This is a genomic window from Amycolatopsis sulphurea (genome assembly GCF_002564045.1).
Taxonomy (GTDB): Bacteria; Actinomycetota; Actinomycetes; order Mycobacteriales; family Pseudonocardiaceae; genus Amycolatopsis; species Amycolatopsis sulphurea.
Map to the genome: position 1 here is coordinate 4,184,195 of NZ_PDJK01000002.1, position 12,467 is coordinate 4,196,661.

The window sequence follows — 12,467 nt, forward strand, 5'->3', positions numbered from 1 at the left end:
CGGAGTTGTGTGTGATCGAGGGCTATTTGTCGCACGAGAGCGTCACTGCCGGTGGGCGGCTTGATATCCATGTCTCCACCGATGCCCCGTTCTTCAAGGTCGATTTCCACCGGATCGGCGCCGAGCACGAGTTCGCCGGTACCACCGGCTGGCTGCCGGGCAGCCAGGGTCGTGTTCCCGCGCATCCGGACGGTATCGCGGGCCATGCCTCGCCCACGGTGGACTGGCGCTGGCCCGCGCATCCGTTCACCATTCCGGTGCAGTGGCGGCCGGGCCTCTATGTCGGCTTCCTCGTGACGTCCGACAGTACCGGTGATTACGACACGAACGACCTCACCGGGTTTGAAAAGCTGTGTTTCGTCTTGCGGCCGAGGGTACCGGGGAAGAACAGGATTCTCTACAAGAGGTCCACGTTCACCCGGCACGCCTACAACCGCTCTGACGCGCCCGGAATCGAGCGCGCGAGCAGTCTGTACGACAATCCGGTATACACCCCGCGCGGGCACAAGGTGAGTATGCGCCGTCCCGGCCATATCGAAGATGTGGCGTATTGGGACGCCCCCTTCATTGCCTGGCTCGAACGTTCCGGTTACCAGGTCGATTTCTGCACCGATCTCGATCTGCATGCCGGCCCGGCGCTGCTGTCCTCCTATCGGCTGCTGCTCAGCGTCGGACACGACGAGTACTGGACCGAGCGGATGCGCGACGCGGTGGAGGACTTCGTCGGCAGGGGCGGAAATGTCGCCTTCTTCAGCGCCAACACCTGCTGGTGGCGGGTGCATCTCACGGACGGCGACACCGCGTTCGTGACCGACACCGACCACCCGGTCGGCGACGAGTACCCGCACCTGCCCGCCACCGACCTGTGGTGGGCACCGGACGGCGCCGGGCGGCCCGAGAACACCCTGACCGGCGTGAGCTTCCGCAACGGCGGAATGTGGCAGTGGCCGGGCGGGTGGCCCGCCGACCGGCCCTGCCCCGGATTCACCGTGCAGCATCCCGGACACTGGGTGTTCGAGGGCACCGGGCTGCGGGCCGGCTCCGCGCTCGGCGCCGGCCTGCCGCTGATCGGGTACGAGTGCGACGGCGCCGCTTTCGCCTACGACGAACACGGCGTCGCGCGGGCTACCGGCACCGACGGCACCCCGGATTCCTTTCTCATCCTGGGTATCGCGGTCCTGGAGCCGGTCCACGACGACTTCTTCGATCTGCGCGCCGGGCACTGGAACTGCGTTTCCCGGGAGGCCGGCGGCACCGGCCCGCGTGCGGCCACCATGGGCGTCCACACCCGCAACGGCACCGTGTTCACCGCGGCGACGACCGATTGGCCGATGATCGTGGCCCGCGGGGGTGACGCGGCGCTCGACCGCGTCACCCGCAATGTCCTCGACCGGCTCAGCATCTGAGTCCTCCGACCAGGTCGGCGACCCCGGCCATGTCCGCGGCCCGCCACACCCCCGGCCGCAGCGGCGGCGGATCCTCCACCACCGCCTGGTCCGGCCGGCACAGGTGAATCGCGCGCATGCCCGCGGCCAGCGGCCCCTCTACGTCGGGGACCCACAGATCCCCGACGTAGAGGGCCTCCTCCGGCTGCAGCCCGCACAGCCGGAGGGTGTGCCGGAAGATGCGCGGGTCGGGTTTACGCATCCCGGCCTGGGCCGAGGGCACGATCGTCTCGAACACCCCGGCCAGTCCCACCTGTTCGATCGCCTCGTCGAGATTCCAGTACCAGTTGGAACAGACCGCGATGGTGTAGTCGCGGCGCAGTTCGGTCAGCACGCCGAGCACGTCGTCGTACCGCGCCATGGTGAACGTCTTGGTCTCCCGGTCGAGGTCGGCGACGAGCGCCGCCAGCCGGTCCTCCGGCACGCCGCACCGGCGAGCCCGGGCACTGAGCCGGTCCAGTTCCCAGCGGTGGTACTCCTCGCGGCTGCGCGAAGGCGCCAGGTGCACCTCACCGTCGGCCGGCCCCGCGTCGTTGCGGTCGCCCCACCGGAGCCCGGCCTCGGGCAGGCCGTGCCGGACGAACACGTCCTGGTGCGGCATCCCCCAGCTGGTGAGCCGGGCGAGTGTGCCGTTGAAATCGAAGACGACGCCCCGGATCATTGCCGCCCGCTCAGAATCGCCCGCTGCGGCGGGGGAAGTAGTCCTCCATGCCGCCCTCGCGCTCGATGTCCACTGTGGAGCAGTGCAGGCCGCCGCCGAACGGGCCGACCGCGCGGAAGGGCACCGGGACGATCTCGAACCCGAGGGAACTGAGCTGCTCGGCGATGCGTACTTCCTTCTCCTCGACGCAGATCGTGTTCTGGTCGATGTTGAACATGTTCGCCGCCAGCCACGGGCTGCAGAAGGACAGCCGCGGCAGATGCTCCCAGCTGACCGGCTGCACCGCCTCCACGACCTCCCAGTCGTTGAGGTGGAAGTACTTCATCAGCTCGTCGTCGGCCAGCCGCTCACCGCAGTGCAGCACCAGGCCGGGGCGCAGCGGCACCCAGGTGGAGTCCAGGTGCAGGGGATGGGTGTTGGTGGAGGTGACCGCGTGCACCCGCAGGTCCGGGAAGTGCCGCTGGAGCCAGTCGTGGCCCTTCCGGTTGGTGACCAGGGAGAGCTGGACGAACAGGTCCTTGCCGAACCGGGCGATGTCGGCCGCGTCGAACAGCGGCTCCTCCTCGGTGAGCACCAGATCGTGCCGGGCGACGCGGTCCAGCTGGTCCTCGGTGCTGAGCGTGTTGTAGTAGTCCCAGAAATCCTCGTGGTAGGAGGCGTCGGTCAACCGGGGCTTGGGCGCGGCCTCCCAGCGCATCGCGGGATCGTCCTCGAACAGCGACTGCAGCAGCGGCCGGTAGCAGAGGTATTCGAACCAGCGGCTCCGGTAGCTCATCGTGGCTTCGAGGATTTCCGTGCCGACCGTGATGAGCACGTCCCGGGGCGGCATGCAGCCGAACATCGAGTCGTGCGTCCAGTCCGGGGTGTGCACCTGCTGGGTGAAGTCGAGGGGAGTGGGCCGATCGACCCGGATTCCCCGGCGCCGCAGCATTTCGGCGAAGTTGTCGAGCTGCTCGTTCGCCTCCGCGGTCATCTCCTCGGGCATCGGCCCGTAGGTGCCCAGCGGGAACCCGTCCTCCGGGAAGTCCCGGCGTACGGCGGCCTCGGGCGCCTGCACCACGGTCCCGGTGGCGCGTCCGACGATGGTGTGCCGGAGCGGGTCCCAGCCGTTCCAGGAGTTGACTCGGGTCAGGTGCTCGGTCGTCGACACAGTGGTGAAGGTCCTTTCCGCGGCAGGGCTGCCCATCAGATGAAGAGGTCGGTGTCGTTGTCCAGTACCGCTCGGCCCCGCCCGGCCGCGATCTCGTCCATTTCGAGATTGGACCGGTGCCGGGCACAATGGAAGCGGCAATCCCGGCTGGGGTCGACGATCGACCGGTCGGATTTCTGCCAGATGTCCACGAGGCTTTCGGTCACCGCGTCGCCGAGGCGGGCGGCGGGGTTGCCCCGGTGATAAGGGCAGACATAGACGCCGGACGGGGTCACCAGCGTGCGCAATTCGGTGACCCGGCAGGTCCGGTATTCCTTTTCCTGGATCGGTCCTTCCCGTTCCTGGAGGGAGGTGAGGGTGGAGGAGTTGATGATCTGGAAGTCCGCGCTTTCCAGGTATCGGGCTTTTTCGATCTGGGTGTCGATGGATTCCCGCATATGCTCGGAGATCCCGACGATGTGGTGCTGCTCGTCGAACATCGCCTTGACCTCGAAGTAGTCGCAGCCGATGTCCTTGGCCAGCTCCGCGCCCTGGAGCACCTCGTGGTGATTGCTGACGACGGTGCCGTCGGATTCTTCGCGGGACATGACCAGGAACGAGTAGCCCAGCGCGCCGGTCTTGGCCCCGGCGAACAGGCGCATGTTCGCGATGACCCGGTCGAAGACGCTCTCCCCCTTGCGGTTGGGGCGGAACAGCCGGTACGTCTCGGTGGTCGCCGCGTCCATGGAGACCCGGATCCAGGAGGCGTATCGGGCCAGGCCGGGCAGGTTCTGCTCGATCATGGTGCCGTTGGTCACCACGCCGAGCGCGATACCGGCCTCGCCGAGCGTGTGGATGACCGAACGGGTGCCCCGATGGGCCAGCGGTTCGCCGCCGCCGATGAGAATGACCGCCTTGACGCCCATCGTCACCAGTTCGCCGGCCAGCGCCTCCAGCCGCTGCGCGCTGAATCGCCCCTGATTGAGAAGTTTCCCGCTGATGCATTCCGGACAAGCCAGATCGCAGAAGGTAGTGGGGTCGAGATCGACCACTGTCGGACTTTTCGACCGTTCTCCTCCGGCCACTCTGGCCACTTCGGGAAAAATGGAAGGCTGATACAGCTTCGTGGTGAGATCGAGGCGATCAATCGTCACAGACTCGCACCTTTCGGTTCTTGTATCGCGGATTTCGAAACCGACTTCCGCGATAAACCGAGATGGGACACTACCATCGGTGACGATCAAGCTGACCCGCCGATCGGGTGACGCCCGGAGTACTGCATCCGGCGCCGTGAACAGGAAAGATTTCGCCTACCGTATGCGTTAGCCGGTTGGGCCGGTGACTCATGTCACAGTTAATTCTTTTGGCTGGTCGCACGATTGAATAAGAGTATTTCTCCTTGGTGCGGTAAACCGCAGGTCCGGCCCCACTCGCGGCAGCCGTGCTCATGTGAGCGACAGGAGTATTCATGCCCTACTTTGCTGTCCGGCCCGAGGTGGAGCTCTTCGCTACCGACGAGGGAACCGGCCCCGCTGTTCTGTTACTGCACGGCTGGGCAGGCGACGGCACCGACTGGAGCCCGCTCGCCGCCGACCTGATCGCCGATCATCGCGTTCTCGTGCCCGATCACCGCGGTCATGGCCGCTCGTCGGTACCGGACGGACCGTATGACGCGAAGACCCTCGCCGCCGACGCCGCCACCCTGTTGCGTGCCTGCGACGTGCCTTCAGCCGTGGTGATCGGGCATTCCCTTGGCGGAGCAGTCGCCTCCGCCCTCGCCGTCGAGGAGCCCGCGCTCGTCGATGCCCTCGTCCTCGTGGAACCCGCCCAAGGCCGGCACGACGATTTACTCGAACCCGCCCTGGAAGCAATGCGCGCCGATCCGTATTCGGCCGCCGCGCAAGTGTTCGCTACCTTCCCCGCGCCCGATTCCCCACCGTGGCTGGAGGTCTGGCGACGCCGACGACTCGCCGGGACTCCACTGCGCGTGATCGCCGATGTCTACGAACAGCTCTTCGCCGGCCCCGACGCCCTCGGTCGAGAAGTCGTCGGCCAGTCCTACCTTTCCCGTCGGCGCTGCCCGATCCTGAGCCTTTACGGCGGCGCTTCTCCCACCTTCGCCGCCTGGGACCGCGCCCTGCCGCACGGCCCCCACGACGAAGTCGTGGAGTGGCCCACCACGGGACATTTCCCTCAGCACGACGATCCGGCCGGATTCAGCGCGCTGGTCCGGCGCTGGCTGTCCGGGGTGCTGTGAAGGGGCCCTTCACGGACTCAGAGTCCGTGAAGGGCCCCTTCACAGCCGCGCGCCGGGCGACCCGCGTTGGCGAGGCGCGTGAACCCGGGGGCGGAGTCGATCAGCTCCGCATAGGTGCCCGTGGCCTGGATGGTTCCGTTGTCCAGCACCATGATCTGGTCAGCAGAGCGGATGGTCGAGATCCGGTGGGCGATCACCAGTAGGGAGCATTCGCCGCGGAGCTCGTCGAGGGTGCCGGTCAGGGCCGCTTCGGTGATCGGGTCGAGGTGTGCGGTGGGTTCGTCCAGTAGCAGCAGGCGTGGCTGGGTCAGCAGGGCGCGGGCGATGGCGAGGCGCTGGCGTTCCCCGCTCGAAAGGCAAGCGCCGCGTTCACCGACGGGGGAGTCGAGCCCGGCGGGCAGGCTTTCGATCTTCTCGCGCAGCCGGACGAGGTCGACGGCGTGCCAGAGGGCCTCGTCGTCGGCGTCGGGGGCGGCGTAGCGGAGATTGTCGCGGAGGGTGCCGTGCAGGATCGGGCAGTCCTGTTCGACCCAGCTGACGCGTTCGCGCCAGGAAGGGAGGTCGAGGTCGGCTGAGGCCTCGCCGCCGAGGCGGATGGTGCCCTGCCACGGTTGGTAGAAGCGGTTGATCAGGGCGAAGGTGGTGGACTTGCCCGCACCGGACGCGCCGACCAGCGCCACGAGCGAGCGCTGCGGGATGGCGAAGGTCAGGTCCCGGAGTACCGGAGTGGTTGCGGTGTAACCGAAGTGCAGGCCGTGGACGTCGAGAACGGGCGGTTCCGGTTGCCGGGCGGCGGGTGCGGCGGGGCGGGCGCGAGGGGAGGTTGCGGGTCCTTCGACCGGTAGGCAGAGAATTTCCTGGGTACGTTCGGCGGCGCCTTTGACCTTGTACACCGTGGTGATGCCTTCGACGAGCTGGGCGACGGGCAGCACGAGCTGGTTGGCGTAGAGCAGGATCGCCACCAGCGAGCCGAGCGCGAGTTCGTGCTGGCTGATCCGCACAGCGCCGACGAACAACACCAGGACGAAGGCGCCGTTCACGATGGTCTCGATGATCGGACCGACGGCGGAGGTCAGGCGGGCGCTCTGCACTCCGGCCAGGTAGGCCTCCTGCGCCAGCGCTTGCAGGTGCCGGGTCTCGCGGTGTTCGGCGCGGCTGATCCGTACCGTGCGGATGGCCCCGAGCACCCGCTCCAGGTCGGCGGTCATCGTCCCCACCGCGGATTGCAGCCGGAGCGACACCCGCCCGATTCTGGTCGCCGTCACGGTGATCACGACGGCACCGAGCACCAGCACGGCCAGGACCACGCACATCAGCACCGGGTCGATCAGGAACATGATCGTGAACGCGGCCACGGTCATGATCACGTTCGCCGTGATCTCCACGACCGCCCGGGTGACGGCTTCCCGCACCAGGATCACGTCCGTGGACGCCCGCGACAGCAGATCGCCCACGCGGAACCGGCCGAAGGCGGGCATCGTCAAGCGCAGCAGGTGATCGAACAGCGTCGTCCGCAAGCGCAGCAGGAACCGTTCGCCGGTCCGTTCGAGCAGGAACGAGCCCCAGGCACCGACCAGCGCTTGCAGGAGCAGCAGGACGACGAGACCGATGATCAAGGCGATGACGAGCCGGCCGCCGGAGAGTGCGTCGATCACCGCTTTCATCGCGATGGGCTGCGCGATCCCGAATCCGGCCGACGCGGTCATGAGCAGCATCGCGACGGTGAGCGCCGCGCGTTGCCCGGTGGTCATCCGCCAGAGATGGCGAAACATCGTTCTCCCCGGGAAGCAGTGGTCACGCGCGGGTCAGGAAGCCGGCCTCAAGCAGCTGGCCGGTCATCGCGGTGATGTCCTGGTGTGCTTCGGACGGCTCGATGCCGTATTCGGCGGCGTAGTCGTGGGCGGCGTCCTGGACGGACTGCCCGGCCAGCAGCCGCCGGAGGGAGTCGGCGCCGGTGTGATTGAGCTGCCAGTAGTGCCCGGTCCGCTGGTTGAGCAGAACGGCGCCGTCACCGGTGTCGGCGGTGAGTGCGTCGCGGTGCAACCGCAGGATTCCGGTACCGCCGGTTGTTCGCCAGCGTCCGCGCGGGGCCTCCGGTCGCGGTGGGGCGACGGTGATCAGCGGTACGTAGTAGCCCTCGGGAACGGGCTCGCCGATCATGGTGCCCTCGGCCTCCACCCAGGCATGCGCACCGAAAGGCATGGTGCGCGCGCCCAGCTGCCAGGTCGGCCACACCCCACGGGTGCGGCAGAGCAATGCGGTCGCGATGGAGCGCTTCAAGCACCCGTTGACCGCGCACCGGATGCTGCTCGCGACGATCGCCTCGCGGGCGGCGGAAGTCTGTGCGGCCGACGCCGGCCGCGCGCGGCGGCTGGCGAGTTCCAGAATCGGGCGCAGAAGCCTCGGCGGCAGCCGGGTGAGCGGGGTCGCCGCCGCGATGGCCATCAGCGACGACAGCCTGGTACGCAAGGGAAGCCGGACCCGTTCGGGTGCGGCGAAGGGCGTGCTCAATCAGTCTCCCTGAATCAGCCCACGGGGATTTCGGTGTCGGTGGACGGAGCCGGACCGGATCGCCGGACGGCCCCGGTCTCGCGCAGCCACGTCTCGCAGCCGAGCGTCATTTCGAGATTGGGTGTCACGTCGTCGTGGTCGGATCCGCTCTGGGTGTACAGACTGGTCCGCAGTGCGTCGAGGTCGATCAGCCCACGGGCCGCCAGCGCGGAGCCGGCGAAGTGGTCGAGCAGGTCGGGCACGTGGTCCTGCAACGCCCGGCAGACCTCCTCCTCGTAGTCGCCCTTGGTGCGGCGGTCGAGGATCATGTCCGGTACCTGGCCGCGCATCGCCTCGGCCAGCACCGGCTTGTACTGCCAAGGTGTGTACCGCTCGCAGGGCCGGACCGAGAGGGCGGCTTCGACGACCCGATCGTCCAAATAGGGCAGATCCAGCCGTAGCCCGCCCGCGGCGTACTCCCGGCAGACCTGCCGTAGCAACGGACCGGCGAAACGCAGGCTGGTCAGTGCGTCGTGCTGGCCCCGGTCGCTCGCCAGCGGTACCGCTTCGGCGGCGATGCCGCGCAGCACCCGCCGCGCCGTGCTCACCGCGTCGCCGGTGGCCCACGGCGACGGGCGCAATGCATAGGCCCAGCCGACTTTCGGGCCGGTCAGCGGTGGCGGTGGGGCGGTGAGGGCGGCGGCGCTGTCCCGCCACCACGTGCGCAGGTCACGGTTGTCCCAGAGCGCGGCCATTGTGGGCAGCAGCGGCCACCGGCCCAGCGCGCGGTGCACTCGCAGATGCCGCAACGCCGTCACCGGCTGACGCCGGATGAGAGTGTGCAAATACGCGGCGCTGCCGGTGAACAACTCGTCCGCGCCGTGCCCCGCCAGGTGCAGGGTGCAGCCGCGCTCGACCAGGTAACGCACTTGGTGCCGGATCGTGTTCATGCCCCGGACCAGCGCGTGCGGCGCCTCGGTGTCCGGCAGCGAATACGGCGGCGTGAAGACCGGGGGACCGGTGCCCGCCGGCAGTTCGATCTGCTCGGCCTGGTCCAGCAATCGCGCGGCGTGCCCGGCGTAGAAGGGATCGTCGTTGATCGCGCTGCCTTCGGTCCGGCGGAAGACGATGAGATCGGGCGTGTGCTCGGCGGCGAGGAAACACAGCGTGGTGGAGTCCATCCCGCCGGACAGGTCGGCCGATACCCGGCCGGCCGGTTTGCGCCATGCCACCGCCTCCCGCAGCGCCGCCCGTACCCTCTTGGCCCCGACTTGCACGGGCAGGACCGGATCCGGCGGGTTCCACCAGCGGACTTCGGCCGCCCGGTCCTCGCGGATCAGCAGATAGGAATCCGGGGCGACCCGATCCACCCCGCGCCACCAGCTCCGCTCGCTCATCGGCGGGATCAGCTGCTGGCACGCGATGTTGACCGCGAGCATGTCCTCGTCCGGGTCGGCGCCGGCCATTACCGCCAGCGCGTCCGCCCGGTCAGCGGCGACCGGGACACCGTCGATCCGGGTGGTGAACACCGGGCGCGTGCCGGTGAGCGTGCCCTGGAACCGGACTTGCCCGCGTACCGACGCCACGAGGTGCGCGCTGCCCGGCAACGCCCGCGCCAGGCGGTCCAGATCCGCCGGAGTCTCCACTCTTCCGGCCGCGACGGCCAGGCGCTCGGCACTGATCGGGCCGAACCCGAAGATCGCGATCCGGACCGCGCCCGCCCCGCCCACCACCAGCTGATCCGGCGACCAGTGGCCCACCAGCCACGGCCGCCCGGACGGATGCGCCACGATTTCCGGTGCTTGGTGCGGAATCCGCCCGCTCGCCCAGGTACCACCCGGCGAGTCGGGCACCACGATCAGGCTGTTGGTCAACTCGTACATGGACTGCCTCACAAGCGAGAACTTCGGCCGGGACGACGGTGGTGCGCGAGGGGGGCGGGGACACGCCCCGCCCCCCTCGCCGGCACTCACCGGATCAGTGCGGCTTCTTGAAGCCGATCGTGGTCGCGTCCTTCTTCAAGTGGATCGTGCCGAGCGTGTCGGTGGCGACTCGACCGGCCTTGGCGGCGATCGGCGGCACGTAGCGTTTCGGGGTTGCCTTCTTGGTCATGAACTCGCCTCTTTCGTTCGCAGCGGTCCGGGTGACCGCAACGACTCCTCACCCTTGACTGCCCGCCACACCAAGGCAACGGCGCTTCCCCCTGCTCTAACCGGGTGAGTGATCAGCATTACCGGTAGCGACCGGCGCGGTCCGTTCACATGCCCCCGATCCGGGCAGCTGATCCACTCTGGGCGGTCATCACCCCCAGGGCAGGGCTGTGAAGGACCCCTTCACAGCCCTGGACCCGCGGGGTGAGTGCGACCCGCGTCAACGAGTAATCGACGCTATGCGGCAAGGGATGTCGGTGTTCTCGTCGGTGTGGTAGCTCGCGCACACTCGGTGATAGCCGTCGGCGATCTGCAATGCGATACCGGCGCGCAGGTCGCCGCGGACGAGCAGGATCGGCGAGAGATCCTTGTGGTCGTGGATTTTGCGCAGGTCCGAGTGCACGTGGGGGTCGTCGGCCGGGAGCAGGGCGAGCGCGGCGGCGCGCAGGATGTCCTTGGCCTTGAAGAAGGCGGCGTTGCGGCTGTCCCGCAGCTTCTCGACGACATGGTCGACGAGGTCGGTTTCGGCGATCAGGGCGAGATAGGAGGCGGCGGCCGGGTAGTCGTGGTGCTGGGGCTCGTCGAGCCAGGTCACGGTGGTCATGGGTCAGGCCCTTCTCTTGTCGAACGCGTCCAGTGCGGCGCCTGCGGTGTCGAAGTAGCTGTCCGCGCCGATCGTCCGGGTCAGTCCGTACCGGTCGAGTTGCTCGCGGACCTCGGGCAGGACGCCGGAAAGTACGAGGCGGCTGCCGTGTGTGTGCAGGCGTCTGGCGACCGCGGCCAGGACGTCGGCCGAGGTGTAGTCGACGTCGCCGACGGCGACGCAGTCGAGGCAGAACCAGCGCACGGTGGGGCTGTTGGTGAGCAGGGTGGTGACGTCGGTGCTCAAGCGCATGGCGTTGGCGAAATACATGCTGCTGCCGAAGCGGTAGACAATGATGCCTTCGGCCGTTCGGCGGCCGGGCGTGACCGGCTCGGGTTGCCAGTGGCCGGCCGGTGATTTGATCAGAACACCGCTGTGCGGGTGGTAGCTGTGCCGCAGGTGGTCGACGACGGACACGATGATCGCCAGCACGACGCCCTGCTCGACGCCGGTGAACACGACGGCGGCCGCGGTCAGCAGTGCCACGACGAATTCCGCGCGCCGAACCCGGAAGATGCGCCGCAGCCCGGCGATGTCGACCAGGTCGATGCCGATCAGGAACACCACGGTGGCCAGTGCCGCGAGTGGCAGTGCGCCCAGCGGGCCGGTCAGCAGGACCAGCACCACGACGGTGACCACGCCGGCAGCCAGGGGAGCGATCTGGCTGCGGCCGCCCGCGCCGTCCACGATCTGCGTTTTGGTGGGGCTGCCGTTGACGACGAACGTGCCGGTGAACGCCGCGCCCACATTCGCGGTGCCGAGGCCGACGAGGTCGGCGTCCTCGTCGGCGGTTTCCCCATAGCGGGCGGCGTAGGCGCGCGAGGTCGCGGAACTCTGGGCGAGGATCACCACGAACATCGACACCGCGGTGCCGAGCGAGGCAGACATCTCGGACAGGTCGAAGGTGGGCAGCGCGATGTGCGGCATGCCCTGCGGAACCGACCCCAGCACGCTGACCCCGTGGGCGGAGAGGTCGACAACCTTGCTGACCACGATCGCGCCGACGACGGCGATCAACCCGCCGGGCACTCTCTTGGCCACGAGGCGGACCCCGACGACTACGACCACCACTGCCGCGGACACCAACGCGGTCGTGACGTTGATGTGGCCGAGCGCGCGAACGAGGTTGATCAGCTTCGGCACGGTCTGGCCGCCCTCGGCGTGCACACCGAGCATGTCGGGCAGCTGCCCCGCCGCGACCTGGATGCCGACGCCGGTGAGGAAGCCGATCAGAACCGTGCGGGACAGGAAATTGGCCAGGAAACCGAGCCGGATCAGCCGGGCCAGCAGCAGCATCGCGCCGACCAGCAACGCGGCCGTGCCGGCGAGCCGGACGTAGGCCGCCGAAGCGGGGGCGGCCGAACCGGCCAGGCCGGCGGCGAGGATCGCCGCGGTCGCCGAGTCCGCGCCGACCACCAGGTGCCGCGACGCGCCGAACACCGCGAACAGCACCACCGGCGCGAGCATCGTGTACAGCCCGGTGACCGGCGGCATCCCGGCGATCTTGGCGTAACCCATCACTTCCGGGATGGCCAGCGCAGCCAGCGTGACACCCGCCAGCGCGTCGGAACCCAGGGCACGCCGCCCGATCGGCAAGACACCGGCCAGCACCGGGATTCGCCGGGCCGGACTCGGCGCCGGCGAGTCCTGATGGGTCATCCGAGCGATTGTCCCAGGTGGCCGGCGCCAACG

At 68.7% G+C, this 12,467-nt stretch carries 11 protein-coding genes; 2 read left to right on the forward strand and 9 right to left on the reverse strand.

All coding sequences use genetic code 11. The annotated features are described in order from the left end of the window. Nucleotides 1-11 precede the first annotated feature (11 nt). Nucleotides 12-1,406, forward strand: a complete 1,395-nt coding sequence (locus tag ATK36_RS25370) for a N,N-dimethylformamidase beta subunit family domain-containing protein (RefSeq protein ID WP_211291949.1) — start codon at nucleotides 12-14, stop codon at nucleotides 1,404-1,406. Here the strand turns inward: ATK36_RS25370 and ATK36_RS25375 are convergent. From ATK36_RS25375 to ATK36_RS25385, 3 genes are read right to left on the reverse strand one after another with little or no spacing between them, the layout of a single operon-like run. After that, nucleotides 1,396-2,106: an HAD family hydrolase gene (locus ATK36_RS25375; protein ID WP_098513782.1), complete on the reverse strand. Its 711-nt coding sequence runs from the start codon at nucleotides 2,104-2,106 to the stop codon at nucleotides 1,396-1,398. The two genes, ATK36_RS25370 and ATK36_RS25375, sit on opposite strands and share 11 nt — an antisense overlap. Nucleotides 2,107-2,116: 10 nt before the next feature. Beyond that, the gene (locus ATK36_RS25380; RefSeq protein ID WP_211291950.1) at nucleotides 2,117-3,256 is read right to left on the reverse strand and encodes a serine/threonine protein kinase; all 1,140 of its coding nucleotides are present in this window, start codon (nucleotides 3,254-3,256) and stop codon (nucleotides 2,117-2,119) included. 35 nt (nucleotides 3,257-3,291) lie between these two features. Continuing rightward, on the reverse strand, nucleotides 3,292-4,389 hold the full coding sequence (locus ATK36_RS25385) for a radical SAM protein (RefSeq protein ID WP_098513784.1): 1,098 nt from the start codon (nucleotides 4,387-4,389) through the stop codon (nucleotides 3,292-3,294). A gap of 314 nt (nucleotides 4,390-4,703) precedes the next feature. On the opposite strand from ATK36_RS25385, the gene ATK36_RS25390 reads away from it, so the two are divergent. After that, the gene (locus ATK36_RS25390; RefSeq protein ID WP_098513785.1) at nucleotides 4,704-5,492 is read left to right on the forward strand and encodes an alpha/beta fold hydrolase; all 789 of its coding nucleotides are present in this window, start codon (nucleotides 4,704-4,706) and stop codon (nucleotides 5,490-5,492) included. A 17-nt stretch (nucleotides 5,493-5,509) separates the two neighbouring features. Here the strand turns inward: ATK36_RS25390 and ATK36_RS25395 are convergent, their stop codons facing one another. From ATK36_RS25395 to ATK36_RS25415, 6 genes are all read right to left on the reverse strand, one after another. Beyond that, on the reverse strand, nucleotides 5,510-7,264 hold the full coding sequence (locus ATK36_RS25395; protein WP_098513786.1) for an ABC transporter ATP-binding protein: 1,755 nt from the start codon (nucleotides 7,262-7,264) through the stop codon (nucleotides 5,510-5,512). Between the two features lie 22 nt (nucleotides 7,265-7,286). Continuing rightward, the gene (locus tag ATK36_RS33855; RefSeq protein ID WP_098513787.1) at nucleotides 7,287-8,003 is read right to left on the reverse strand and encodes a lasso peptide biosynthesis PqqD family chaperone; all 717 of its coding nucleotides are present in this window, start codon (nucleotides 8,001-8,003) and stop codon (nucleotides 7,287-7,289) included. Nucleotides 8,004-8,017: 14 nt separating this feature from the next. Beyond that, nucleotides 8,018-9,865, reverse strand: a complete 1,848-nt coding sequence (locus tag ATK36_RS25405; protein ID WP_098513788.1) for an asparagine synthase-related protein — start codon at nucleotides 9,863-9,865, stop codon at nucleotides 8,018-8,020. 94 nt (nucleotides 9,866-9,959) lie between these two features. Continuing rightward, entirely contained in the window at nucleotides 9,960-10,094 is a 135-nt protein-coding gene (locus ATK36_RS34285) for a hypothetical protein (RefSeq protein ID WP_267901183.1), read from the reverse strand. Nucleotides 10,095-10,352: 258 nt separating this feature from the next. Further along, entirely contained in the window at nucleotides 10,353-10,736 is a 384-nt protein-coding gene (locus ATK36_RS25410) for a hypothetical protein (RefSeq protein ID WP_098513789.1), read from the reverse strand. A 3-nt stretch (nucleotides 10,737-10,739) separates the two neighbouring features. Beyond that, nucleotides 10,740-12,434, reverse strand: coding sequence for a SulP family inorganic anion transporter (locus ATK36_RS25415; protein ID WP_098513790.1), 1,695 nt, complete (start codon nucleotides 12,432-12,434; stop codon nucleotides 10,740-10,742). Between the last annotated feature and the right edge of the window lie 33 nt (nucleotides 12,435-12,467).

Coding starts and splice junctions, on each gene's coding strand:
- ATK36_RS34285 (WP_267901183.1), bottom strand. CDS start 10,094: ATGACCAAGAAGGCAACCCCGAAACGCTACGTGCCGCCGATCGCCGCC.
- ATK36_RS25390 (WP_098513785.1), top strand. CDS start 4,704: ATGCCCTACTTTGCTGTCCGGCCCGAGGTGGAGCTCTTCGCTACCGAC.
- ATK36_RS25375 (WP_098513782.1), bottom strand. CDS start 2,106: ATGATCCGGGGCGTCGTCTTCGATTTCAACGGCACACTCGCCCGGCTC.
- ATK36_RS25415 (WP_098513790.1), bottom strand. CDS start 12,434: ATGACCCATCAGGACTCGCCGGCGCCGAGTCCGGCCCGGCGAATCCCG.
- ATK36_RS25410 (WP_098513789.1), bottom strand. CDS start 10,736: ATGACCACCGTGACCTGGCTCGACGAGCCCCAGCACCACGACTACCCG.
- ATK36_RS25405 (WP_098513788.1), bottom strand. CDS start 9,865: ATGTACGAGTTGACCAACAGCCTGATCGTGGTGCCCGACTCGCCGGGT.
- ATK36_RS25395 (WP_098513786.1), bottom strand. CDS start 7,264: ATGTTTCGCCATCTCTGGCGGATGACCACCGGGCAACGCGCGGCGCTC.